Genomic DNA, 24,701 nt, shown 5'->3' with positions numbered 1-24,701 from the left:
GAGAGGAGATAGCAGCGTGAACAGCAGTGCGAAAAAGACCATTTCATTGATTGCCCTGATTGTCGGAATAGCGGCCATGGCAGTTGCCCTGTATCTGGACTTCACAGGAAGCCAGAATGCATACAGGGGAGGTATTCTGATCGTTGGAGCAGTCCTGGTGCTCTTTGGAATCTATTATTATCCGACAAAGAAGCACCGCAAAATTATTAATTTTATCTTTTTATTCCCGTTAGTCTTCGCATTTGGGGTTACAGTCCTTGTCCCTTTCATCTGTGGTATCTTCTACTCACTCACAGACTGGGACGGAGTCAAGATGACACAGTTTGTGGGGCTTGGAAATTACATAAAGATGTTTCAGTCAAAAGACTATTTATATTCCTTTGTGATAACCTTTATTTTTACAGTTATTAACATGATATCAGTAAATATAGTGGCGTTTGCTCTGGCGCTGCTGTGTACATCAAGGGTAAAGGGCAGAAACTTTTACCGTGCTGCGTTTTTCGTGCCGAACCTGATCGGCGGCATTGTACTGGGCTATGTATGGCAGTTTATCTTTAATAAGGTATTTACTTCCGTTATCGCAGGAAGTGTATCCATGCTGACAGATCCGAACCAGGCTCTTGCAGCCATCCTTATCGTGAGCACATGGCAGTATGCTGGCTATATTATGATGATCTATGTGACAGGGCTTCAGGGTGTGCCCAAGGATGTACTGGAAGCTTCCTCAGTGGATGGGGCAAATGCCTGGACGACACTTAGAAGGATAAAAATGCCTATGATCGCAAATACTTTTACGGTATGTATCTTTTTGACACTGGTCAATTCTTTTAAACAGTATGACTTAAACCTTGCACTTACCAATGGCGCTCCAAGCCGGATATTAGCCGGAAAGGCCGTACAGTCAACGGAACTGCTGGCCCTGAATATAGTTAACACAGCAATCAGCAAGAACCAGTATGCGCTGGGCCAGACAAAGGCGGTAGTATTCTTTATCATACTGGCTATCGTTTCACTGACACAGGTATCGATCAGTAAGAAAAAGGAGGTTGAGATGTAATGAAAGCACAAAAAATGAGAACAAGGGCTGCAGAAGTTGTGGCTATTCTCCTGACACTTGTCATGCTCTCTCCGTTCTTTTTGGTAATAATAAATGCGGCCAAAAAGAGCGCAGACATTGTTATCAGCCCGGTATCGCTGCCGTCAGAGTGGTCACAGCTGTTTACTAATTTTAGTAATGTCATTAACAACCAGAGTTTTAATTACTGGAATTCCTTTTTCAGTTCGCTATTGATTACGGTAGTATCCCTGGCGCTGCTCACTGTATTTTCCAGTATGGCAGCCTGGGTGCTGGTCAGAAATAAGACAAAATGGTCATCTTTTATTTTCATGATATTTGTATCGGCCATGGTTATCCCATTCCAGGTAGTCATGCTGCCTCTCCTCTCCACATTTAAGAACTTGTCCAGTTTTCTGGGAATCAGTATGCTGCAGAGCTATAAGGGTGTCATCTTCGCCTATCTGGGATTCGGGGGGTCTATGTCAGTATTTATCCTTCATGGGTTCATAAAGGGGATCCCGTATGAACTGGAGGAAGCGGCATGGATTGACGGGTGTAGCCCGGAAAAGACATTTTTTAAAGTAGTATTTCCGCTTCTGAAGCCAATACAGGTAACAGTGCTGATACTGAACGGTATCTGGATCTGGAACGACTATCTGCTCCCATCCCTGATGCTGGGGCTGAATGGTAAGATTAAGACACTTCCTGTAGCGGTGAGCAGCTTTGTAGGTTCCTATGTAAAGCAATGGGATCTGATACTTTCAGCAGCATTTCTGGCTATGGTGCCAGTCATTATCCTGTTTATCTTTGCCCAGAAGCAGATCATGCAGGGAATGGTAGAAGGAGCTATTAAGTAAAGGAGAAAAATATGCAGGAGAATTGGTGGAAGAACGCGGTCGTATACCAGATATATCCCCGCAGCTTCATGGACAGCAACAATGACGGCATTGGTGATCTTAAAGGAATCACACAAAAGCTGGATTATTTAAAGGAACTTGGCGTTGATATCATCTGGCTCTCACCAGTCTATAAATCGCCTAATTGTGACAATGGGTATGATATCAGCGATTACCAGGATATCATGGACGACTTTGGGACTATGGCTGACTTTGATGAAATGCTGGATGAAGCACATAAACGGGGCCTGAAAATCATGATGGACCTGGTAGTCAACCACACCTCTGATGAACATCCGTGGTTCATCGAGAGTGCAAGATCAAAAGACAATCCCTACAGTGATTATTATATCTGGAGGGATGGAAAAGAAGGAAAGGAGCCGACAAACTGGGAAGCCAGCTTCGGAGGTTCCGCATGGGAGTACTGCGCAGCGAGAGACCAATATTATTTACACGCATTTGCGGTAAAACAGCCGGATCTGAACTGGGATAATCCAAAGGTCCGCCAGGAAGTATTTCAGATGATGGACTGGTGGTGCCAAAAGGGGATTGACGGTTTCAGGATGGATGTGATCAGCATGATATCAAAGCCTGAAGTTTTTGAGGACGGTCATGTGAGAGAGGGGCACCAGTATGCGGAGATCGGACCTATCATTACACATGGGCCTCACGAGCATGAATATCTGAAAGAGATGAACAGAGAGGTATTATCCAGATACCCTCTTGCCACTGTAGGTGAAACAGCATGCGTGACTGTTGAGGAGGCTAAGAAGTATGCGGGTTTTGATGAGCATGAGCTGAATATGGTTTTCCAGTTTGAGCATATGGATCTGGATTTTGGAAGCTACGGGAAATGGAATAACAGACCGCCCAGACTGACACAGCTTAAAGAAGTACTCAGCAAGTGGCAGACGCAGCTTCACGGAAAAGCGTGGAACAGTTTATACTGGGACAATCATGACCAGCCCAGGGTAGTGTCACGGTTTGGAAATGATAAGGAATTCAGGGCTGAGTCAGCCAAGATGCTGGCAATCTGCCTGCATATGATGCAGGGTACGCCCTATATCTACCAGGGTGAGGAGCTTGGCATGACAAATGCAGGATTCACCTCAATTGACCAGTACAGGGATATAGAGAGCATCAATGCGTACCACGAGATAGTGGAGGGAGGGATTGCAGGAGAAGATTATATGATGGAATGCCTGCGCTTTAAAAGCAGGGATAATGCAAGAACGCCGATGCAGTGGGACAGCAGCGTAAATGCAGGCTTTACAGAGGGCACGCCCTGGATAGAGGTAAATCCCAATTATACCGGCATTAACGCCCGGGCGGCGCTGGCAGATAAGGATTCCATCTTTTATTATTATAAGAAGCTCATCGGGCTGCGCAAGGAGTACCAGATCATCACAGAAGGCAGCTATGAACTGCTTCTTCCGGACAGTGAGGAGCTTTATGTGTATACTCGCACATACGGAGATGAGAAGCTGCTGACAGTCTGCAACTTTACCGGGGATATTCAGAAATTTGAAGTGCCTGGAGGATTTGAGAAGAGCAGATGCCTGATCGGAAATTATTCAAGAGATGTTTATAAGGGTCAGATCGAACTGAAACCCTATGAGGCTTTTGTACTGTATAAGTGTAGATAGTAACAAAAAAAGCGCTTCACGGTTCCTGCCGCATTGATGGCAGGAGCTGGAAGCGCTTTGCTGTTTTTTTCTAACAATATATCTAAGTCTCAGACATCTGACAATTTCTGAAGTGCGGCGTATTCCACCAGGCATTCCATATGCTCTCTGTAAAAGGCCTGGGTAGCAGGTGTATATTTGATGCTGCTGCCGTATTCAGATAAAATATTGCAGACCTTGTTAAATTCCTCTGGTGTATGGTCTGATTTGCTTATGATCAGATGGTATTCCCTTGTCGCAGGATTCTTATAAAGAGAATTCATGCCGTGATAGACAGGCCCCAGTACATGAGATGCACGGATCACACAGTCCAGATCCGGGAAAGCATACAGCTTTGTGAGGTTAAAAGAAGCCTCATCAGCGCTTATATCTGCTTCCTCCTCTTCTTCGGGCTGGCTCTCTGTCTTTGTAGACTTGGCCAGGGCTGCACTCTTCTTAGCTTCACGGATTTTATTAAAAAGCCCTAAAATATCATCCGCTCCTTCTGGTTTAGGGGGAGCGGCAGAACTGCCGGGCAGCTCTTCGCCAGACTGACTGGGTGCAAATTTAGCAAATCTTGTATCCAGTTCTTCAGGGTCTTCTACTTTAGTTATGATCAGGATGATAGAATCTGCAGAAATAGGAATTGCCTCAATCATAAGCGGGATATCATTTGCCTCAAAGCCGCATTCATAAGCAGCCTGCTGCATCATGTCGCGAAACAGAGATTTTGCCTTATCAGTTCCATAGGCCAATTCACTCAACTTGAGATCGCGGCTTGACAGATCTTCTCTTGTTAGCGTACAGCGTATCTGATTATCGTTGATTTTCTCTATTTTCATAATATCACTTCCTATCTATATTTATATTATATACTGCTTTGAATAAATATGTAAAGTAATTAACTGGTTTCTTTAGATTTCTTTAATAGAAAATTTCTGGAATCGGCCAAACAGCCGTATTTATATAGTTGATGCATAGTATATACATAGAAAAGCCTGTTGTCAAGAGGACATATCAAGAAATCCCACGCCTGTGAGCATGATCTGCTCTGCCATACGAGCGATCTCCAGAGGAGCTCCATCCATGCCGTCTTCCATCCACCTTCTGAGCAGGCCGATACATCCTGCACTGACAAAAGAATAAAAGTATTCGATACTGCGCGGTGAAGCTTCTTTAAAATACGAGGAATATGACTTCAGGCAGGCCTGTTTCCCCAATGCCAGAAGGCGGGCCACAAACTGTTTGTCACAGTAATTTCCCAGCATGATAGTGCACATATCTGAATTGTCTTTAAGACACTGGAAGACTTCGGTGCAGATTGCCACAAGAGTGGTTGGTGATCCGGAGTTGTCAGCCAGGCTTAAGAGAGCAGCGTCAATCTCTGACACCATGGCTTCCTCTATCTCTCCCAGAAGCTCATAAATATCCTGATAGTGAGTGTAGAAAGTACCCCGGTTAATACCGGCAAGGGCACACAGTTCTTTTACGGTTATACTCTCAATAGGTTTCTCTGATAACAGTGAAGTAAAAGCTTTTCTAATAAGTAGTTTTGTGACTCTTACCCTGTGGTCATTTTCTAAATTTTTCATAAAAAGCGGCTCCTTTTGAACACATTTAAGAATTATGTTCAATAAATAACGGTTTTGAAAATTGTGCTGATTGTATTTTCCTGTTCTACTGTATATAATTATAATACATGAAGAGAAAATAATCAACATAGTGTTCAATAAAATCTTCGGGAGTGTGATATTGATATGAGAAAATTATATATTGTTACAGGCGCTAACGGGCATCTGGGAAATACAATTATAAGAATGCTGAGAAAACGGGACGAGGAGGTAAGAGGACTGCTCCTTCCGTCAGAAGAGAGGAAGAATGAGCGGGGAGTGACATACATCAAGGGGGATGTGCGGGATAAAGAAACGCTGAGACCGCTGTTTGAAGGTGTGGGGAACCGGGAGATCCAGGTGATCCACACAGCAGGGATCATAGATATTGCAGACCGTGTATCAGAGAGCATGTATCAGGTAAATGTTGGCGGCACGAAAAATATTGTGGAGCTCTGTCTTGAGTATCATGTGAAGAGACTTGTATATGTAAGCTCAGTCCATGCCATACCGGAAAAAGAGGGCAATCAGGTCATCGAGGAGGTGCGGGAGTTTTCGCCTGAGAAGGTGGTTGGAGGATATGCCAAGACTAAGGCAGAGGCCACGGAAGCCGTCCTGGATGCGGTCAGTAGGGGGCTTGATGCTGTGGTGGTACAGCCTTCCGGGATACTGGGACCATATGATGTGTCAGGCAACCATCTTGTGCAGATGGTAGGCAGTTATATACACGGGCGCCTGCCTGCGTGTGTAAAGGGCGGATATGACTTTGTGGATGTGAGAGATGTGGCCAGGGGAACTCTGGCGGCAGCACAGAAGGGGCGGAAGGGAGAGTGCTATATCCTGTCCAACAGGCATTATGAGATAAAGGATGTGCTGGGGATGATCAAGGGTATAAAGGGCGGCAAAAAGATCCCTACCCTTCCCATGTGGATGGCGAAAGCTTTTACTCCCCTGCTTGAAGGATATGCAAAGTTGAAGAAGCAGAGACCTTTGTACACCAGGTATTCTCTGTATACTCTTTCAAGCAACGGGAATTTTTCCCACGATAAAGCCACAAAGGAATTGGGGTATTATCCCAGGGATCTGTATAAGACTTTAAAGGATACCATACGCTGGCTGACCAGGAAACGATAACCCAAAATGCTTGTAAAACAAGATGCTATACGATATACTTAAGCCAGTATAAAGCAAAGGCGGATAATAGAATGAGGCTAATGAACAGCGAGAATGTGGCAAATATTATGATGCGGGCCCTGGATTATGTAGACCCCCGGCTTATTGACCACGGAGTGAGGACAGGTTATTGTGTGCTGCGCATGATGGAGGCAGACGGAGGCTATGATAAAGGCACGGTCAGGGATATGTGTATCATGTCGATCCTGCATGACATTGGCGCTTATAAGACAGAAGAGATAAGCAATATGGTGCAGTTTGAGACAGGTGATGTTTGGGAGCATTCCGTTTATGGATATCTTTTTATCAAAAATCTGTCTCCCATGCCGGAGTACGCCCCTGTTATTCTCCTGCACCATCTGGAATATCCGCGTCTTAAAGGTGTAGATTGTTCCGATGAGACTAAGAAAAAGGCTCAGATCCTCAGTCTGGCGGACAGAGCGGATGTCTACAGGCAAATGGGGCAGCAGCAGCCGGTTGAAGAGTATCTGAAGAGATATGTGGGGACAAAGTTTTCAAAAGAAGTCTATGACCTGTTCCTAAAGCAGCAGAAGCAGGAGAGAAATGAAAACGGCGGGAAGGACCGGCAGGAGCGGGAATGTTATCTGGACAGAGTGCTGGGGGCCATAAGGGAACAGCCTTTCAGCGATGAACAGATTGAGGGGTTTTTAAAAATGCTCATATTCAGTATTGACTTTAGGAGTGAGCACACAGTCATACATACGATAACCACAACTGCAATCAGTGTGGAAGCCGCCAGGCGGCTTAATGCGGGGGAAAGACTGACAGAGAAGATACGCCACGGAGCATTGCTGCACGATCTGGGAAAAATCGGAATACCCGTGGAGATCCTGGAGTTTCCCGGAAAGCTCAGCCCCCAGGCTATGAACTACATGAGGACGCATGTAGACCTGACTGAGAAGATTTTGGACGGCCAGGTAGATGATGAGGTGACACAGATAGCGCTGCGCCACCATGAAAAGCTGGATGGCTCAGGTTATCCGAAGGGCTGGAAGGAGGCAGACCTGTCATTGGCCCAGAGGATCGTAGCAGTGTCGGATATTGTGAGCGCCCTGACAGGGACAAGAAGCTATAAGGAGGCATATGATAAGGAGAGGACTCTTTCCATACTCCAACGGATGAAATGTGAAGGGCTTATCTGTCCATATACTGTGGACGTGCTGACAGAATCATTTGACGTTATCATGGAGGAGGTCAAAAGGCAGTGCCGTCCTATCCTTGATATATATACAGGCATGAAGACAGAATATAATGACATCATCGAAGTCTGCAGGAATTTGTGACGAAGGGGAAATTTAGCCAGCATGAAGATAATTATTTCACCAGCTAAAAAAATGAACATATGTGACGACATTCTGGAGATATCAGGGCTGCCGGACCTCATACAGGAGGCGGGGCAGCTCTGCAGCCGTTTAAAGGAGATGTCATATGAAGAGCTGAAGGCACTGTGGAAGTGCAATGATAAGATAGCCTCGCTGAATGAAGAGCGGGTGAGGAATATGGACCTGTACGGAAGGCTGTCGCCGGCGCTGCTGGCGTATGAGGGGATCCAGTACCAGTATATGGCTCCCCATGTATTTACGGACAGCCAGTGGGAATATGCGCAGAAGAACTTAAGGATACTCTCAGGTTTTTATGGCATACTTAAGCCCCGTGACGGGATCATACCCTACAGGCTGGAGATGCAGGCCAGGCTTTCAGTTGAGAATGAGAAGGATTTGTATAATTACTGGAAAGGAAAGATCGCGGAAAGGCTGATCGAGGATAAGGAGGAATCTGTCCTTAATCTGGCATCAAAAGAATACAGCAGGGCTGTGGAGCCGTACATAGGAAAGAATACGCCGTTTGTGACATGTACCTTCGGTGAGATAGAAGACGGCAGGGTGAAGGTAAAGGGCACTCAGGCCAAGATGGCAAGAGGCGAGATGGTGCGTTGGTTGACAGAAAATCAAATTGGAGGTATAAAAGAGGTATCACGATTTGACGGGCTTGGATATTCTTTTAGGCCTGAGCTGTCTGATGAGGCAGAGCTGGTCTTTGTAAAGGAAACAGTCCGCAGTAAGTGAAAAAGAACAGACGGAGGGGAAATCCATGATAATTGCAGTAACTTATAAGGATGGAGAAGTGTTCCAGCATTTTGGACACTCAGAACAATTTAAGATCTATGAGACAGAAGGAAGCGAGATCGTATCGGGAAAAGTAGTTGATACAAACGGCAGCGGCCATGGCGCTCTGGCAGGTTTTTTAAAAGAGCATCACGTGGAAGCTCTGATCTGCGGGGGAATCGGCGGCGGAGCCAGGAATGCCCTTGCTGACGCAGGAATCAGTCTGTATCCCGGAGCATCAGGGAATGCGGATGAACAAGTTAAAGCATTGCTGTCTGATACGCTTAATTATAATCCGGACACTGTGTGTAGCCACCATCACGGCCACGGGGAAGGTCATGACTGCGGCAGCCACGGCCATGGCGAGGGGCATAGCTGCGGAAGTCATGACCATGGTGAAGGGCACAGCTGCGGAGGCCATGATCATGGTGAAGGCCATAGCTGCGGAGGCCATTAACAGGGTTCAGGCAGGAGAATGAACGAGGAAAGGACTTAGGAGTGCATGGAACAGGGAACATTGACAGATGTCATAAAAGACCAGACCATCAGGGCGCTGTGGGAAGTTAAAAATGTGACAGACTGTGTCCCTGACAGATACTGGAACAGGGAGTACTGTGATATGCCGGTATGGAAACATATTTACCATATGCTCCATTCCCTGGATCTGTGGTTTATAAACCCAAGGGATCCACAGTTTGCGGAGCCGGAATTTCATGAGAAGGATCTGAATAATCTGGATGTGGTTTCATCTAAAGCACTTACCCGTGCTGAGATCAACAGCTATATGGAAAAGACTGAGGATAAGATCAGAAAATACTTAGATGAACTGAGTGATGAAGCACTGTCGGAGAAGCCTGAGAGCTGTGAGTACACTAAATTTACTCTTATATTGGCCCAGTACCGCCATCTGCATACCCATATGGGAATGATAATGGGATTTATCATTGAGGGTACAGGTCTTTGGCCGAGAATTATCGGGCTGGAAGGTGAGATACCTGCAGGAGATTATGAGAAATACCTGTAATCATATCATTATAGAGATGCCGTTTTCACGGAGGCTTCAGACCTCCGGAAAACGGCATCTGCTTTTATGAGTGTTAAAGGCCCTGGCTGCGTTCTTCTATTTTATCCAGGATCCTCTGGGCGTCATCTCCCTGCGCAGGCGTGGGCTGGTAATTATTGTAGTAGTATTCTGATGATACACTGCAGGGGATGATATTGATGTTGTCGTCGGAAGATACCTCGCTTCCATTCACCGTGAACGTCTGCTGGAATATAATAGTATCCATATCTGTAGGGTTTGTGTTCCCGCCAAAGCAGAAGTTGCCAAGGCTGTAGGCGATGTATTTTCCTTTATATTTCTCTATCCCCTGCAGGACATGTGGGTGATGTCCTGCCACAAGGTCAGCGCCATTGTCAATAGCGATGTGGGCCAGTGACTTCTGAGTGTCGTCCGGTACAGTCTCCAGCTCATTTCCCCAGTGGAAGACTGTAATGATGATCTGTGCCCCTTCGGACTTTACCTTTGCGATATTATCTAACAGCTGCTGCTCCCTTGCCATGTGGTCATCCAGCTCATAGATGCCTACCAGACCCACCTTGATACCTTTGACATCCATAACAGCAGTCTCATCATATCCAAAGGTGGTGATGCCGGCTCCCCTTGCTGCCTCCAGAGTATCTGTAAAGCTCTGCTCACCGTAATCGTGGCTGTGGTTATTTGCCACGGTGGCAGCCTCCACATAGCTGCCGGAGAGGATATTGATAAACTCCGGGTCGCCCCTGAAGGCAAATAGCTTGTCCTCCCTTGTGACAGAGGTAGTCAGCGTGCCCTCCAGATTGACTATCGTCAGGTCATCCTGCCGAAAGATTTCCCGTACATTCTGAAGAAAATAATCTGCTCCCTGAGTGAGATAGTAGGCATTTAAGCTTGTATCCCAGCCAAAGTTTTCATCTGTCCCCAGTGTGCAGTCACCTGTAAGGCTGACAGTTATCTGGACAGGTGCCCGGGGGGCTTCTGTCTGGGAAAGGGCCAGGTCAGAAGAGCTGCCGTCTTCGGTGCCCCCATTGCCGTCCTGCGTCTCTTTTGCTTTTGCAAGATTATCGGCCTCTGCATCCGCCAGCTCTGCAAAGGACGGTATCGCGGCAGGTTTCAGGCTCATGTGGCACCAGACTCCTAAGGAGAGCAGCACTACAATACCTGCAGCCGCAGCTGCGGCCTGGAGCTTTGCTTTTTTATGTAAACGTATTTTTTCATTGATTTTTCTTAAGTCAGCCATTTTCTCCCCCCGCTCTTTCCAGCGATGCATATATAAGACAGTTAGGTATAGGATTATTATACAGTTTTGGGGTAATTATGTAAATAAAAAGGTGGCTGCGAAACAGAGTTTGTTACTTGCATGAGGGCCTGGAATCGGGTACAATGGGATAATAAGAGAAGGGGTGGTTGCATGAGGAATCATGAAGTGACAAAGGTCCAGCAGCTTTTGAAATACGACGGGAGCCTGAGGGAGCCTGGATGGTCCAGGCAGATGTACCAGATCTATGACAGGAGCAAAATCAAAGCCCCTGCATTTAAGATTAAAGAGTGGGATTATTATGCAGTAGTGGGCAATGAGATCGCCGTGGCATTCACAATCTCTGACGATGGATATATTGGCCTTGAGTCGGTCAGCCTCATTGATCTGAAACGGGCCTGGGAGCATACGGAAACAGTTTTGAAACCATTTCCCATGGGAAAGCTGGGCATGCCCCCAAGCAGCAAAGAGGGGGATGTATCCTATAAAGACAGAAGGCTTCAGATGGAATTTCAGGTGAGGCCCGGCAAAAGGCGTATTAAATGCAGCTTTAAGCATTTTTGTGATAAAAAGGATCTGTACTGTGATATCATACTGGAACAGCCGCCCATGGATACTATGGTAATAGCCACTCCATGGAAAGAAAATAAGAAAGCGTTCTATTACAATCAGAAGATCAATTGCATGAGGGCAAAAGGAATTGTCAGATTTGGGGGCAAAGAGTATCAATTCAGCCCGGAAACGGACTTTGGGACCCTGGACTGGGGAAGAGGGGTATGGACATACAGCAATACATGGTACTGGTCTTCAGGCAATGGGATAGTGGACGGGAGGCCGTTTGGATTTAATCTGGGGTATGGATTCGGGGATACAAGCGCTGCCAGTGAAAATATCATATTTTATGAAGGAAAGGGACACAAGCTGGCTGATGTGCAGTTTCACATTCCCAGGGACAGCTATCTGAGGAAATGGAAGATCACATCCAGCGATGGCAGGTTCGAGATGGAGTTCTCTCCAATTATAGACAGGGCGGCGAATCTGTCAGCTGTAATTGTGGAATCTGACCAGCATCAGGTTTTTGGCCGTATGAGCGGAAGAGCGGTCCTGGATGACAAGAGGGTACTGGAGATCAGAGATCTTGTGTGTTTTGCGGAGAAAGTCCACAACAGGTATTAAAGGTGAACTACTAAATGGAAAGATTTTTAACAGACAAAATATTAAACTGGTGTATAAGGATTTCTCCCATGCCGGAGTCACAGAAAACGATTGTGAGGTACGGGATAGAGCTGTTTCTTGATAATATACTGAAGACTACCCTGATAGTGGCGGCAGGATTTCTTATTGGCCAGGGACCGCAGACGATCCTGGTTCTGATAGCTTTTTCGGGGCTGAGATCAAAAGCCGGGGGCTTCCACATGCAGACCAGCCTGGGCTGTACAGGAGCAATGCTCACTGTGTGGGTTTTATCACTGGCAGCAGGCAGGTGGCTCTCTGTTCCGGAAGCTGTGCTGTGGTCAGGCTTTGGGGCTGCAGTTATCCTGCTGCTGCTGTTTGCGCCGGCTGAGACTAAGAAGCACAGGTTCATGAGTGCACAGCAGAAGAAAAAAAATAAAAGAGCCGCGCTTGCAATTGCATGTGTATTGTATCTGGGTGCCATGTTCCTGCTGAAAGGAAATGCAAGGATGCTCATTATCCTGCCTGTATGGCTGGAGGTGCTCAGCATGCTGCCGTGTGCAGAGTTTCCGTTGGGGAAGGATGGCAGGAATAAAAGAGAAAAGATATTTGGCTGAGAGACAGGAGAATATAAATGACAAAGGAAGAATTGGCAAAAGAAGTAATAGACAGGTTAAAGAAGGAATATCCCGATGCAGGTTGTACGCTGGACTATAATCAGGCCTGGAAGCTGCTTGTCAGTGTTCGGCTGGCAGCGCAGTGCACAGATGCGAGGGTTAATGTGGTTGTCGAGGAGCTGTATGAAAAATATCCGGACGTGGATGCGCTGGCAGAGGCAGACCCGGAGGATATAGAAAGTATTGTCAGGCCGTGCGGACTGGGAAAGAGCAAGGCAAGAGATATCAGCGCATGCATGAAGATACTCAAAGATGAATACGGAGGTAAGGTACCGGACGATTTTGATGCCTTGTTAAAGCTTCCGGGGGTGGGAAGGAAAAGCGCCAACCTGATCATGGGGGATGTCTTTGGAAAGCCCGCGATTGTTACGGATACGCACTGTATCCGTCTTGTTAACAGGATCGGCCTGGTAAACGGGATAAAAGAACCTAAAAAGGTAGAGATGGAACTGTGGAAAATCATTCCCCCGGAGGAAGGCAGTGACTTCTGCCACCGCCTTGTATATCATGGCCGGGAGGTGTGTACAGCACGCACAAAGCCATATTGTGACAAATGCTGTCTGGCGGATATTTGTGCTAAGGCGGGTGTAGAAGCTGTATAAGCCATAAAGGTGGCTCCAGATACTATTCAATATGGTCTTGCATTTAGTACAGTTAAAAAATATATATTGCAGCTGATAGTAAAAGGGCTATTTTACAAATATTAATTTAGTAAAGCAGCCCTTTTTATATAAATATCTGGGGCTCACCAAAAGTTATACTTATATAGGCCGCATGATTTTGATTAGCAGTGATATTTCTTAAAAGTTATAGTAAGATAATAAGCAAGATAATAAGCAAGATGAGGTGAGGTAGTGGAAGAATATAAGCCGCCATATTCAATAACAGGTAACAATTGCAGATTGTCATGTAAATGGCAATTCAAATGTTTTTATTGAATTTATGCTGAAACAAATTGACGCTGTTATAGATGAAATTGTTACCCAGGTTCGCAGGCCGGATGATACTTTATCTGAATATGTAAAGAAGCTGCTTAATGCAATGGATTTTGAAGTTCCATATAGCGCAGCTGCAATTATGCAGAGACTGGGAATTAAATCCAGAGAAACTTTACGAAAAAATTATCTTGATCCAGCATTAAAGATGGGGCTTGTAATCCGCACAATTCCGGACAAACCCAACAGTAAGAATCAAAGATATATTAAGAAGTAGGCAATACCTGCCGTAATGCCAGTGCATACTTTGGGCTCATATCTGATATTTCCCATCACCTTGCCCAAACCCTGTCGGGAGGTATACCATCTGGCTAAGGAGAAAGAAATCTCTATTGTTCTGGAGGAATTTGAGGACATAAAAGTCTTGCAGAACCGCAGATAGACCAGGGAGGTCCTTGTGAATATCCTGGAAAATGCCCTGAAATATTCTCCATTCCGCTCCAAGATCCAGATATCAGTAAAATGCCAGGTCAGTTACGTCCAAATCTCCTTCCGTGACCAGGGAGTGGGCTTTACCTTGCCAGGCTGATATTGCTGAAGGAGAGCGGGAGCATTACGGCAGAATCTGAGGCGGCGGCTGGGAGCGTTTTTAATGTGTTTTTGAAGATGGTGTAGGTGTGGTGCAGTATTGCAGGCGATTATTCAGGCCGAAGGAAATGCCAGAATAAATTCATTGCCCTGCCCCTTTATGCTGTTTACACGGACGAAGCCGCTGCACAAAGTACAGACATGCTGGACAAGGCTCAGTCCAATTCCATAGCCGTCCTTGTTTAACTTTCTGATCTGATACCCGTGTTCAAATATCAGTTCCGCCTCATCCTCACTCATCCCCATGCCGTGATCCCGGACATGGAGCAATACGCTGCCATGCTGCTGCTCCAGGGTTACCTCCACCGGGTTTCCGCCTCCGTATTTGACGGCGTTATCCAGCAGATTGTCAACAGCCCGGCGCAGCCATTGCTCTTTCCCTAAAATCTCATAGGTACTATCCTCATCAAATTGAAAAGTCAGGTCAGGATAAACGCTTTGGTATGCATCACATTCCTGAGCTGCGATCATTGCCAGATCTACTATTTCACGGCTGGCGTCCCGATGTGAGGATATAGTCAGAATATCATCCACAGACTTGGCCAGCTTTTCAATGTCCCGGATGAGCAGCGGATCGGAGGTCTCATTGAGCCGGGCCTTTATGAGCATGATAAGATTTTTTTGCTCGTGGGCGATGAAAGAATGAAGCCGCTGCTGGTCTTTCTCGTATGCGGAAAGCCGTGCATGTATGCTTTGATATTCCGCCTTTAAATCAGTTTCCCGGATATACTCTGGCTCATCTTCAGACAGATCCTGCAGATCGCTGGCGATGATCCTGTTATGCCTGCGCTCCAGAGCGCGGATGCCAAGCAGAAGTGAACAGGAAGATAAAAGAACAAGCATACAAACAGCAGTGATCAGCAAGGGCAGATAACGGAAAAAAGCGGAGCGAAAATAATCGTGGAGCTCTGTGGAGGTAATAGAACCATCCAGAACTATCTGTCCGTTTTGCGGAGTAAAAAACAGCGTTTCAGGCAGCATGCTGGTGTCCGCACCGGAATTGCGCACGAACAGATAAAAGCATACAACAATGCTCAGACTAAGCAGGATAGTATATCCGGCAATCAAAAACCAGGTTTGCTTTTTCACTTCAGACACAGGTAATACCCCTTTCCCTTTTCGTTGCGCAGAATCGGCGCCTCTCCTATTTTGAGCTTCTTCTTGATATTAGCCATGTGAACACGGATGACCCCGGAAAAGGGATCAAAGTTCTCGTCGTAGACATGTTCTGCCAGTTCCTCATTGGAGACGATCCGTGGATGACAGCTTGCCAGATATTCCAAAATATCGAATTCTTTAACTGAGAGAGGAATCTCGCGTCCGTCCAGAGTTACCCGTCGGGTGGCCGGATCGACAGAAAGATCTCCGACTATAATGACAGGATTTGCCCGCCCCCGGAACCTTCGGATCACTGCCTGGATACGGGCGTCCAGCTCTGTAAATTCAAAGGGTTTTGTGATATAGTCATCGCTGCCCAGCTGAAGGCCCCTGACCCGCTGCTCAAGTTCGCCCCTGGCTGTTACGATCAGCACTGGTGCAGAGATCCCCCGGCTCCGCCAGTCCTCCAGCAGTTCAAAGCCATCTCTGTCCGGTAGATTCAGATCCAGCAGGATCGCATCATAATCATTATCAGAAGCCTTCAGATCTCCGTTTTCTCCATCATAGGCCACATCACATACGTATCCACAGCCGGACAGCTTCTCTTTCATCAGCTCTGCCAGTTCTGAATTGTCTTCAATTACCAATAAACGCACCACGATCACCTGCCATTATAAATTTTTATTCCTATAATATATCACAGGCAGTGTTAATTCTAAAGAAAAACATTCCAACAAATTCCATCAAAAAAAGTCCGGTCTTGCCGCAGAATTAACATTCCCTGTGGTATACTGGGGAAAATTTAAAAGAAATGAGTGAACTATTCATGTATATATTTAAAAATGCTTTTCAGAATCTCTTCCGGAATCCAGGGCGGAATCTGATGACAGCCGGAATCTTTCTGTTGATCATCACTATGAGCTGTGTGGCGCTGGTGGTCTGTAATGGTGCCAATGACATGGCAAAGCAGTACAAGGACCGACTTAGCACAGAAGTAATCCTGAATGTTAATGAAATGAAGGTAAGCGAAGCATGGGAAAAGGATGAAACATTTAGAAAGCCAGGGCTTACAGATGAACTGATCCAGAAGATCGCCGCCTCAGGATACCTGAAAAAAACTGTGTACAGCGCTCAGATGGAAGCCGTTGCAGATGATCTGAAGTATACCGAATCCAATGACTATGGGGATATAGAGATACAGCGGGCAGGCGAGGATCCGGCTAAGACCCGTATCCCACAGTATATCCTCAGTGGTTTCGAGGATGTAAGCCAGGCTGAACCCTTCCAGAGCGGGCAGGCCAAACTTGCCGAAGGAGGGACTTTCCCAGGGGATGATAATGAATGCCTGATTTCCGATACACTGGCAGAGTTAAACGGCCTGAAACCCGGCGATACCATCCGGGCGAAAAGCATCTATTATACAGACAAACAAGGGAATCCTCTGGAAGAGATGGAACTTAAGGTCAGCGGCATCTATCACCGGGAATACGGCGAGGGGGAGAAGGACAGCGGCTATGAAATATTTACAAAATATAAGATTCTGACCGACCCGCGCTATACTTATGAGCCAGTATTTTATGCGGACTTTTTCCTGAAAAATCCCAGGGATCTGGAGGCCTTTGCCCGGGAAGCCTATGCATCAGGTCTCTCTGAATATTATAGCCTGGGCACGGACACAGTTGCCTATGATGCTTTTGTAAAACCTATTGAGCAGATGAGTATTATTGCCATGATTTTCCTGTGTGTGGTCCTGGTGCTGGGCGCTTCAATACTGCTTATTTTGTCCTCATTGATAGTACGGGAGCGGAAATATGAGATTGGCGTTCTGAGGGCCATGGGCATGAAAAAGAGCAAGGTTGCAGCCCAGCTGGTCCTGGAATCAGCGCTCATCATGGGTGTCTGCCTGATTATGGGTATTGTCCTGGGCAGCCTGTTCGCCCAGCCTGTCACAGATATGTTGCTGGCGAACCAGATGTCTCAGGCTCTGGACGGTCCAAGTCTTGCCGGCGGGATGGGGGGCACCTCTTTTGGAGGGCTGGCTACTGACAACAGGCCCATCACCCACATCAGCGCTGCACTGGGTCTCACCACCATCATGGAGCTTGTGGGCATTGCCCTGGTTTTAACAGGGGTTGCCGGGGCGGTCAGTGCTGCCTGTGCAATGAAGTATGAGCCTATGCGCATCCTGCGCGAGAGAAATTGACAGGGAGGAAGTAACATGGCTGTCTTATCACTTAAAAATGTGGGGTATACCTACGAAAAAACTACAAAACCGATATTTCAGGGACTAAATGCAGATTTCGAGCGGGGCAAAGTCTACTGTATTGTGGGAAGATCAGGAGCGGGCAAGACTTCCCTGCTTTCCCTGCTGGCCGGGCTGGATACCTGTACGGAAGGAGCGATCCTGTATGAGGGTGAGGACCTGCGCAGGCTGGACAGGGACGATTACCGGGCGGGAAAAATAGGCGTTGTCTTCCAGAGCTATAATCTTCTGTTAAATAAAACTGCATTGGAGAATATAGAGCTTTCCATGGCAATCAGCGGTGTCAGCCATAAAAATAACCGTTCCTGTGCCCTGGCGCTGTTGGAAAGCGTGGGCATTGATGAGGAGACAGCAGGACGCCGCGTGCTGGGCCTCTCCGGGGGAGAGCAGCAGCGGGTAGGTATTGCCCGCGCTCTGTCCCACGATCCAAACCTGCTGCTGGCCGATGAACCAAGCGGGAATCTGGACCGGGAGACAGAGAGGGACGTAATGAAGATTTTGACCAATCTGGCCCATGTGCAGGACAAATGCGTGATCATTGTGACCCATTCCCAGAAAATTACACGCTGTGCAGATGAGATATGGGGTCTTAACAAGGGCGGCGGCCTGGTTTATATGGGGAAGGGAGGTGAAGCCGGATGACAGAAAAAAGGAGACAGTACATCGGCATCGCCTGTCTGGTCCTGGGTCTTTTGTTCATCGGACTGGGACTGCTCAGGGAGGAGCAGCTGACGGTACTTAAAAAAGCGGCGGCAATCTGCCTGGAATGTATAGGAATTGGCTAGGAGAGACATATGAAAAATAAAGAAAATACGATAAACAAGGGGCCGAAAAAAGGTATCCGCCTCTGGGTGCAGATCATCTTTGCTGCATTGACTAATGGTTATGTAAATGGATTTATCCAGTCGAAAATCTATACCGGACCCACGAAAGCAGTCTGTGTGCCAGGCCTTAACTGCTATTCCTGCCCCGGTGCGCTGGGGGCCTGTCCTATAGGTTCCCTCCAGGCAGTCATCAGCAGCCGGAACTATCAGTTTTCATTCTACATCATCGGTTTTTTAATGGCCATGGGGGCTTTCTGCGGGCGATTCGTCTGTGGCTTTCTCTGTCCCTTCGGGCTGGTTCAGGATCTGCTGCATAAGATTCCCGTGCCAAAGCTTAAAAAGCTGCCGGGTGAAAAATATCTGAAGTACCTCAAATATGTGATTTTTGTGGTATTTGTCATGCTGCTTCCAATGTTTGCAGTTAATATAATCGGGCAGGGAAATCCCTGGTTCTGCAAGTGGATCTGTCCTTCAGGCACTTTACTGGGAGGCATCCCCTTAGTAGCGGGAAATCCTGATTTACAGGCTGCCATAGGCTGGCTGTTTGACTGGAAGGTCTTCCTGCTGGTATCCATTCTGATACTTTCCATATTTTCCTACCGGCCTTTCTGTAAGTTCCTGTGTCCTTTGGGGGCAGTTTATGGGTTATTTAATCCCATATCTCTCTACCGCCTGCACCTGGATGAGGACAAATGTGTGGACTGCGGAATATGCAAAAAGACATGCAAGATGGGCATCGATCCCAGAAAGACGCCAAACAGCCCTGAATGCATACGCTGCGGCGACTGTGTCCGGGCCTGCCCCAAAGGGGCTATCACAAAAGGTTTAGTTAATGGTAAAAAATCAAAAACAGCGGCCTGCACAGGCGCCTGTGCTTCCTGTGCCGGAAGCTGCGCCGGGAAATCTGATTTGAAAGAAAAATTTAAAAACTAACATTGCAATTTAACATACAAACTGCGAACTAATGAAAGGAAAATATTATGAAAAAATTATTGACATTATTTCTGGCCTTAGGCCTGACAGTTTCCCTTACTGCCTGCGGCAGTCCCTCTGCTGCTTCCTCTTCCTCATCTGAGCCTGTGTCGGAGGTGAGCAAAGGCCCGGCGCCGGATGTAAACGACATAGTGAAAGAGGATACCGTAACTGATGAAGAGCAGGAAATGATGGACCGCAGTGTCCGCTTTACAAAGGATAAGCTCCTCAGCTACGATACATGGAAGAAAGTGATGGAACTGCCTGGTGTGGACTGCCCTGACCACATTTCGGGATATATAGATGATGTAGCTCTGGGAGATACGAAAGACATGCTTCTAAGCGGCGAACCGGAACTGGAGGAAAACGGACTTTTTGTCACTTATGAACTCACAGAGGGAAAGGTTCCCGCTGACGGTTCCACAGGAGGCTGTGTGATCCCGGCATCCATGGCTAAGGATATGGGAAAAAAGGTGGGAGATAAAGTGACTCTGGATACTCCGCTGGGCAAAGCGGAATATGAAATCACAGGACTGTACGGCTACAGCGAAAAAGGCAAGGTAGGAGGACTCACTGAGGAGAATTCACCTTTGTATGAAATTTTCGTTACACCTGAAGATATAGTGAAGCTCACAGGTACAAGCAAAGACGGCTATTTCCTTGGCGATACAGTCACCTGCTCCACTGCCGAGGAGGCACAAAAACTGGTTGAGCAGGCTTCGGCAATTCTGAAGGATTACGGCGCCAAAGCAATGCTGGCAAGTGATTCCAGCGCAGAGTTGAGCTACGCAGACAGTGATGAACTGTTCCAGAATGTTGCACTGGATGGAACAGACCTGGACGGTAATCCCCTGCCGGAAGATTTGCTTGCCAAAGGCGGTGTCACAATGGTGAATGTATGGGCAACCTTCTGCAATCCCTGCCTGGCGGAAATGCCCCATCTGGAAGAGCTGAGCAAAGAATTTGCCGCTTCAGGTAAAAATTTTAAAGTTGTGGGTGTAGCAGCTGATGTAATAAACGACAAGGGGGAGGTCGGGCAGGAACAGCTGGATCTGGCAAAAGAGATTGTGGAAAAGACAGGCGTAAAATATACAAACATCATTCCAGGAGAGAAACTGCAGTCTGAAACTCTGTCAAATGTGACAGCCTTCCCCACCAGTTTTTTCCTCAATGATAAGGGAGAGGTGATCAAAACTGTAATGGGTGCCACCACCAAAGAGGACTGGGTGAAAATAGCCGATGAGCTTCTGGAAAGTATTAAATAAGCCATAAATGAATTACATATACAAAAAAGCAGGACCACATATTCTGATATGCTCCCTGTCAAGCAGATTTTGATTATTTACCTTGTCTGCTTAAGGGGGGCATATCACACGTATGAGGTCCTGCTTTTTTGTGATGCATGGAACATTCAGGCTCCTTCTCCTTTTTCAGGAGTGAAGGTATGCATAATGAATTCCACGATCCGGCCGCTTACCGGAAGAAATATCTGGGCTACCGGGCCAACCAGAAATGCGCAGATAATGGTTCCGATATTCAGGGCTCCCCCAAGCAGAAATCCCACAGCCACAAAGCACACGTCTGTACCAATACGGGTGGGGCCAAACGCAAAGTGCAGCTTGTCACTGATAACAATCGCCACCAGGTCATTGGGTCCTACACCCGCGTCAGATTTCATCACTATGGTCATGCCAAAGGCCAGGATCACACAGCCTGCAGCCAGAGTTATAATCCTGATAATAAAGGGATTTCCTGAATTGACGATACCATTCAGAAGCCCCGTAAAGAAGTCAATTATAGGGCCGCCGCAGATCATACACACAATAGTGCCAAGCTTAATATAGCTCCTGTCAGTTATCAGCAGCACTATAATAATGAGAAAACATATTGCCATATGAGTATACCCGTGGGTAAGAAACGCCCACCCGGACAGGCTCTTTGTTGTCCTGAAAATACCCTGCACGAGTACATTAAAAGGATCAGCCCCCAGATCAGCCAGAAGAAACAGGGTGACTCCCAGATGTGCAACTGTCAGTCCGGCAAGAAGAATAACCAGCCGCAATATAGTCTCTTTTAATCCTTTTTTCATTAAGATCTCCATTTCTTCCGAAGGCGCCTGATGTAAAGCAGTGATGCAAAATCATAAGGCGCTAATTATTCAGCAGGTCTGTGCATTTACTGCACAATTATTAATATTTTATCATATGTGGGGGGAGGAGGCAATAGAATCATCTTACAGGTCTGCCTTCTTCTTAAGTGTCAGGGGAAAATGGGTATTTCCAGAAAACACCTAATTTACCTCTTGTATATTTTGTTTTTTCTAAATATAATATAACCCTACATTAAAACACCAGACTTTTAATCATTGCTATAATCTTATTGAGAACAGGAGGCATATTGATAATGAATACATATAAGACAACAGAAATCGCAAATATTATCGGTATCCACCCTAACACTGTAAGGTTATATGAAAAGTTAGGATTAATACCAGAAGCAAGACGTAAAGAAAACGGGTACCGGATATTTACGGATCTTCATATTGAACAATTCCGTTTGGCTCGTGCTGCTCTAAAGGTTGAAATATTACAAAATGGGCTGAGGAAAAAAGCCATGAACATAATTAAAGTTTCTGCAGCAGGAAATTTTGATAAGGCTCTCATACTGACGGATGAATACCTTTCACAGTTGGAGCAAGAAAAGAATAATGCAGAAGAAGCTATAAAAATTGTTGAAGAGCTTTTAGACGGAAAAAGCCAGTCAAATGGACTGTTGCTGAAGCGCAGGGAAGTTTCTGAATACCTAGGCATTACAATGGATACTTTAAGAAATTGGGAATTGAACGGCCTGTTAAGAGTAAAAAGAAAGTCTAATGGATATCGTGTTTACACAAGTGATGATATAAGGAGACTGCGGATTATCCGGGCATTGAGATGTGCGAATTATTCACTGGCTTCTATACTGCGTATGCTGAATGCCGTATCTGTTGATCCGGATATAGATATAAAAGATGTTATCGGCAGGCCAGAAGAAAGTGAAGATATTATTACCGCTTGTGATAAACTTCTTTTATCGCTGCATGACGCTAAGGAAAATGCACTATTTATGAAAAGTACTTTAGAAAATATGAAAGAAACGTAACTATTCAGCAGATCTGTGTATTTACAAAGAAACTTATAAATCAAACCCTCCATTTTAACACCAGAGTTTTTTCTGGTGTTATTATTTTGCCATAAAATAAAGGAGGTATGCGAGTGGACGCAGCAATCAAGGTTGAGAATTTAAAAAAATCATATGGAAATATCACAGTACTTAATGATGTCAATATTTCTGTAAAAAGGGGTGAAGTCTTTGGGCTTCTTGGTGCAAATGGAGCTGGTAAAAGCACTGCTATCGAATGTATCTTAGGAACAAGGAAACCTGACAAGGGAAGAGTACGTATCCTTGGTATGGATCCTGCTGAGGACAGAAAGAAGCTGTTTGAAAATGTAGGGGTCCAATTTCAGGAGTCCAGCTGCCAGGATAACATTCTGGTATCTGAATTGTGTGAGGAAACTCAGTGTCTTTACAAGGATACTGCTGATTACAAGGCATTATTAGGGCAGTTTGGATTATCTGAAAAAATAAAGAGTCCGGTGTCAGCGTTATCGGGAGGGCAGAAGCAAAGGTTATTTATTGTTTTATCTCTGATTCCCAATCCGAAGGTTGTCTTTTTAGATGAATTGACAACGGGACTGGATACAAAGGCACGCCGTGATGTGTGGAAATGCTTGTCACAGCTGAAAGAAAAGGGATTAACTATTTTTTTAACTTCTCATTTTATGGATGAGGTGGAAGCCCTTTGTGATAAGATCATGATATTGAAAAAAGGAAACGCCGTATTCTCCGGCACAATTAAAGAAGCAGTGGAAAACAGCCCTTATAAAAACTTTGAAGATGTTTATCTTTGGTATGCGGAGGAGGAAACAGCAGATGAAAACATTTAAAACTATGCTCAAAACAGAATTAAAGCTATCTTTTAGAGGAATGGATATGTTTATTTTTGCTATCTGTATACCTGTGGCAGTTATTGTTCTGTTGGGAATCATTTATGGAAATAAACCAGCATTTGAGGGAGCGGAATATACATTCTTACAACAATCATTCGGCGCTGTATCTACGATTGCCATTGGTGCCGGCGGTTTGATGGGATTACCGCTGGTTGTATCTGACTACAGAAACCGAAAGATTTTAAAAAGGTTTAAAGTTACACCTGTGAGGCCTGTTGTAATTTTACTGGTGGAGGTAACGATTTATTCCATCTATGCTCTGGCATCCTTAGCACTTATCTACATTACAGCATTTTGTTTTTTTGATTTTAGAATGGTGGGTTCTTTTGCAGAATTTTTACTATCATTTTTACTGGTTATGTTGTCAATGTTCAGTATTGGCATGATGGTGGGGGGCATTGCGCCTAACATAAAGATGGCAGGTACAATAGCCAGTATTTTGTATTTTCCAATGCTGATCTTCTCCGGGGCAACTTTGCCCTATGAGATCATGCCTGCTGTACTGCAGAGAGTTGCTGATATACTCCCATTGACCCAAGGCATTAAGCTGTTAAAAGGAACGTCTTTAGACCTTCCCCTAGACAATATCTTTTTCCCTGTTGTTTTGATGGTAATTATAATTATAGTATGTACCGGGATATCTCTTAAATTCTTTAGGTGGGAGTAATCCATGGAAACTGTATTTCCTGAGATTTGATGATACCAGCAGCAAATGTTGGTGTCAAATTGGTGTCAGACCAATATTTTTATAAAAAATATGTGCTTCTTGGGAAAAAGTCAACTGATCCTGAAAAAATTTTTTGACAAATTCTTACAAATTCAAGCATTGGGCGGCAGGATAATTTTTTCTGCCGCTGATTTGTATTTATAGAGGAAATCTGGCCGATAGCTTGACTGATTTCTCTGGGCGCACGTGAAGTGCCGTGGGCTAAATCTGCCAGAATGCAGTTATTATGAGCAGCGCCATTTCTGAGACTTTTTACTAGATTGATTGATAGAATTGATTTATGTTTAAATGGACATCCTAAAAGGCTACGCAGTGCGTAGGAAATTGAAACTAACAAGCATTGAAAAGTGAATAATTGCAGAGAAAGGCGTGAGTCATAGAAAAGTGGCTTGCGTCTTTTTCTGTATGGAACGACGATCTGAGGAACAGAAATGGCTTGAAGAGCAGGATTGAGCAAAAGCGGCTCGAAGAGGAAATAAAAGACGTTCGGGACCAGAACTCTAAATTGAAGA

27 protein-coding genes are annotated in these 24,701 nt (G+C 45.7%); 21 read left to right on the top strand and 6 right to left on the bottom strand.

Annotation, left to right across the window (positions count from 1 at the left end):
* The first annotated feature begins 16 nt into the window (after window positions 1-16).
* From NSB28_RS20390 to NSB28_RS20380, 3 genes are read left to right on the top strand one after another with little or no spacing between them, the layout of a single operon-like run.
* Entirely contained in the window at window positions 17-1,057 is a 1,041-nt protein-coding gene (locus NSB28_RS20390) for a carbohydrate ABC transporter permease (protein ID WP_257497550.1), read from the top strand.
* Window positions 1,057-1,914: a carbohydrate ABC transporter permease gene (locus NSB28_RS20385; protein ID WP_109748445.1), complete on the top strand. Its 858-nt coding sequence runs from the start codon at window positions 1,057-1,059 to the stop codon at window positions 1,912-1,914. Before NSB28_RS20390 ends, NSB28_RS20385 begins: the two co-directional genes overlap by 1 nt.
* Window positions 1,915-1,925: 11 nt before the next feature.
* Entirely contained in the window at window positions 1,926-3,599 is a 1,674-nt protein-coding gene (locus NSB28_RS20380) for a glycoside hydrolase family 13 protein (RefSeq protein WP_109748446.1), read from the top strand.
* Between the two features lie 89 nt (window positions 3,600-3,688).
* Here the strand turns inward: NSB28_RS20380 and NSB28_RS20375 are convergent, their stop codons facing one another.
* Window positions 3,689-4,459: an adaptor protein MecA gene (locus NSB28_RS20375; protein WP_109748447.1), complete on the bottom strand. Its 771-nt coding sequence runs from the start codon at window positions 4,457-4,459 to the stop codon at window positions 3,689-3,691.
* 162 nt (window positions 4,460-4,621) lie between these two features.
* Window positions 4,622-5,209, bottom strand: a complete 588-nt coding sequence (locus tag NSB28_RS20370; RefSeq protein ID WP_109748448.1) for a TetR/AcrR family transcriptional regulator — start codon at window positions 5,207-5,209, stop codon at window positions 4,622-4,624.
* Window positions 5,210-5,374: 165 nt separating this feature from the next.
* On the opposite strand from NSB28_RS20370, the gene NSB28_RS20365 reads away from it, so the two are divergent.
* The 5 genes from NSB28_RS20365 (at window position 5,375) to NSB28_RS20345 (ending at window position 9,550) form a co-directional block, all read left to right on the top strand.
* Window positions 5,375-6,361 carry an NAD-dependent epimerase/dehydratase family protein gene (locus NSB28_RS20365; protein ID WP_109748449.1) on the top strand — a complete coding sequence of 329 codons (987 nt, stop codon included), beginning with the start codon at window positions 5,375-5,377 and terminating at the stop codon, window positions 6,359-6,361.
* A gap of 71 nt (window positions 6,362-6,432) precedes the next feature.
* On the top strand, window positions 6,433-7,704 hold the full coding sequence (locus NSB28_RS20360; RefSeq protein ID WP_109748450.1) for an HD-GYP domain-containing protein: 1,272 nt from the start codon (window positions 6,433-6,435) through the stop codon (window positions 7,702-7,704).
* A 21-nt stretch (window positions 7,705-7,725) separates the two neighbouring features.
* Entirely contained in the window at window positions 7,726-8,487 is a 762-nt protein-coding gene (gene yaaA / locus NSB28_RS20355; protein ID WP_109748451.1) for a peroxide stress protein YaaA, read from the top strand.
* A 25-nt stretch (window positions 8,488-8,512) separates the two neighbouring features.
* Window positions 8,513-8,983, top strand: a complete 471-nt coding sequence (locus tag NSB28_RS20350) for a NifB/NifX family molybdenum-iron cluster-binding protein (protein WP_109748452.1) — start codon at window positions 8,513-8,515, stop codon at window positions 8,981-8,983.
* Window positions 8,984-9,028: 45 nt separating this feature from the next.
* Window positions 9,029-9,550: a hypothetical protein gene (locus tag NSB28_RS20345; RefSeq protein WP_109748453.1), complete on the top strand. Its 522-nt coding sequence runs from the start codon at window positions 9,029-9,031 to the stop codon at window positions 9,548-9,550.
* 73 nt (window positions 9,551-9,623) lie between these two features.
* Here the strand turns inward: NSB28_RS20345 and NSB28_RS20340 are convergent, their stop codons facing one another.
* Complete coding sequence (locus NSB28_RS20340) at window positions 9,624-10,805, bottom strand: CapA family protein (RefSeq protein WP_257497551.1); 1,182 nt, start codon at window positions 10,803-10,805, stop codon at window positions 9,624-9,626.
* A 171-nt stretch (window positions 10,806-10,976) separates the two neighbouring features.
* Between NSB28_RS20340 and NSB28_RS20335 the strand changes: the two genes are divergently transcribed.
* The 5 genes from NSB28_RS20335 to NSB28_RS25185 all read left to right on the top strand — a co-directional run bounded on the left by NSB28_RS20335 (window position 10,977) and on the right by NSB28_RS25185 (window position 14,197).
* Window positions 10,977-11,999 (top strand): DUF2804 domain-containing protein, encoded by a 1,023-nt coding sequence (locus NSB28_RS20335; RefSeq protein ID WP_109748455.1) that lies wholly within the window; start codon window positions 10,977-10,979, stop codon window positions 11,997-11,999.
* Window positions 12,000-12,013: 14 nt separating this feature from the next.
* The gene (locus NSB28_RS20330; RefSeq protein WP_109748456.1) at window positions 12,014-12,613 is read left to right on the top strand and encodes an accessory gene regulator ArgB-like protein; all 600 of its coding nucleotides are present in this window, start codon (window positions 12,014-12,016) and stop codon (window positions 12,611-12,613) included.
* 17 nt (window positions 12,614-12,630) lie between these two features.
* Window positions 12,631-13,275 carry an endonuclease III domain-containing protein gene (locus NSB28_RS20325; protein ID WP_109748457.1) on the top strand — a complete coding sequence of 215 codons (645 nt, stop codon included), beginning with the start codon at window positions 12,631-12,633 and terminating at the stop codon, window positions 13,273-13,275.
* 340 nt (window positions 13,276-13,615) lie between these two features.
* A complete protein-coding gene (locus NSB28_RS20320; RefSeq protein ID WP_109748458.1) occupies window positions 13,616-13,885 on the top strand; it encodes a Fic family protein in 270 nt (89 codons plus the stop codon).
* 180 nt (window positions 13,886-14,065) lie between these two features.
* Complete coding sequence (locus tag NSB28_RS25185) at window positions 14,066-14,197, top strand: ATP-binding protein (protein ID WP_392391517.1); 132 nt, start codon at window positions 14,066-14,068, stop codon at window positions 14,195-14,197.
* A 113-nt stretch (window positions 14,198-14,310) separates the two neighbouring features.
* Here the strand turns inward: NSB28_RS25185 and NSB28_RS24900 are convergent, their stop codons facing one another.
* A complete protein-coding gene (locus NSB28_RS24900) occupies window positions 14,311-15,354 on the bottom strand; it encodes a sensor histidine kinase (RefSeq protein ID WP_109748459.1) in 1,044 nt (347 codons plus the stop codon).
* A complete protein-coding gene (locus NSB28_RS20310) occupies window positions 15,342-16,010 on the bottom strand; it encodes a response regulator transcription factor (RefSeq protein ID WP_109748460.1) in 669 nt (222 codons plus the stop codon). Before NSB28_RS20310 ends, NSB28_RS24900 begins: the two co-directional genes overlap by 13 nt.
* Window positions 16,011-16,237: 227 nt before the next feature.
* Between NSB28_RS20310 and NSB28_RS20305 the strand changes: the two genes are divergently transcribed.
* The 5 genes from NSB28_RS20305 to NSB28_RS20285 are packed head-to-tail and all read left to right on the top strand — an operon-like array spanning window position 16,238 to window position 20,678.
* A complete protein-coding gene (locus NSB28_RS20305) occupies window positions 16,238-17,557 on the top strand; it encodes an ABC transporter permease (RefSeq protein WP_257497552.1) in 1,320 nt (439 codons plus the stop codon).
* A 15-nt stretch (window positions 17,558-17,572) separates the two neighbouring features.
* Window positions 17,573-18,259, top strand: a complete 687-nt coding sequence (locus NSB28_RS20300) for an ABC transporter ATP-binding protein (protein WP_109748462.1) — start codon at window positions 17,573-17,575, stop codon at window positions 18,257-18,259.
* Window positions 18,256-18,402: a CD1871A family CXXC motif-containing protein gene (locus tag NSB28_RS20295; RefSeq protein ID WP_187374414.1), complete on the top strand. Its 147-nt coding sequence runs from the start codon at window positions 18,256-18,258 to the stop codon at window positions 18,400-18,402. The genes NSB28_RS20300 and NSB28_RS20295 overlap by 4 nt, the downstream gene beginning before the upstream one ends.
* A gap of 9 nt (window positions 18,403-18,411) precedes the next feature.
* Entirely contained in the window at window positions 18,412-19,374 is a 963-nt protein-coding gene (locus tag NSB28_RS20290; protein ID WP_109748463.1) for a 4Fe-4S binding protein, read from the top strand.
* Window positions 19,375-19,421: 47 nt separating this feature from the next.
* Complete coding sequence (locus tag NSB28_RS20285) at window positions 19,422-20,678, top strand: TlpA disulfide reductase family protein (protein ID WP_109748464.1); 1,257 nt, start codon at window positions 19,422-19,424, stop codon at window positions 20,676-20,678.
* A gap of 146 nt (window positions 20,679-20,824) precedes the next feature.
* On the opposite strand, the gene NSB28_RS20280 is transcribed toward NSB28_RS20285, so the two are convergent.
* Window positions 20,825-21,502, bottom strand: coding sequence for a YczE/YyaS/YitT family protein (locus NSB28_RS20280; protein ID WP_257497553.1), 678 nt, complete (start codon window positions 21,500-21,502; stop codon window positions 20,825-20,827).
* Window positions 21,503-21,816: 314 nt separating this feature from the next.
* On the opposite strand from NSB28_RS20280, the gene NSB28_RS20275 reads away from it, so the two are divergent.
* From NSB28_RS20275 to NSB28_RS20265, 3 genes are all read left to right on the top strand, one after another.
* Window positions 21,817-22,554: a MerR family transcriptional regulator gene (locus NSB28_RS20275; RefSeq protein WP_109748466.1), complete on the top strand. Its 738-nt coding sequence runs from the start codon at window positions 21,817-21,819 to the stop codon at window positions 22,552-22,554.
* 113 nt (window positions 22,555-22,667) lie between these two features.
* The gene (locus NSB28_RS20270; protein WP_109748467.1) at window positions 22,668-23,399 is read left to right on the top strand and encodes an ABC transporter ATP-binding protein; all 732 of its coding nucleotides are present in this window, start codon (window positions 22,668-22,670) and stop codon (window positions 23,397-23,399) included.
* Window positions 23,386-24,129 carry an ABC transporter permease gene (locus NSB28_RS20265; protein WP_109748468.1) on the top strand — a complete coding sequence of 248 codons (744 nt, stop codon included), beginning with the start codon at window positions 23,386-23,388 and terminating at the stop codon, window positions 24,127-24,129. Before NSB28_RS20270 ends, NSB28_RS20265 begins: the two co-directional genes overlap by 14 nt.
* Window positions 24,130-24,701: the final 572 nt, after the last annotated feature.

This window comes from Murimonas intestini (assembly GCF_024622195.1).
Classification (GTDB): Bacteria; Bacillota; Clostridia; order Lachnospirales; family Lachnospiraceae; genus Murimonas; species Murimonas intestini.
This window is presented reverse-complemented; position numbering and strand designations above follow the sequence as displayed.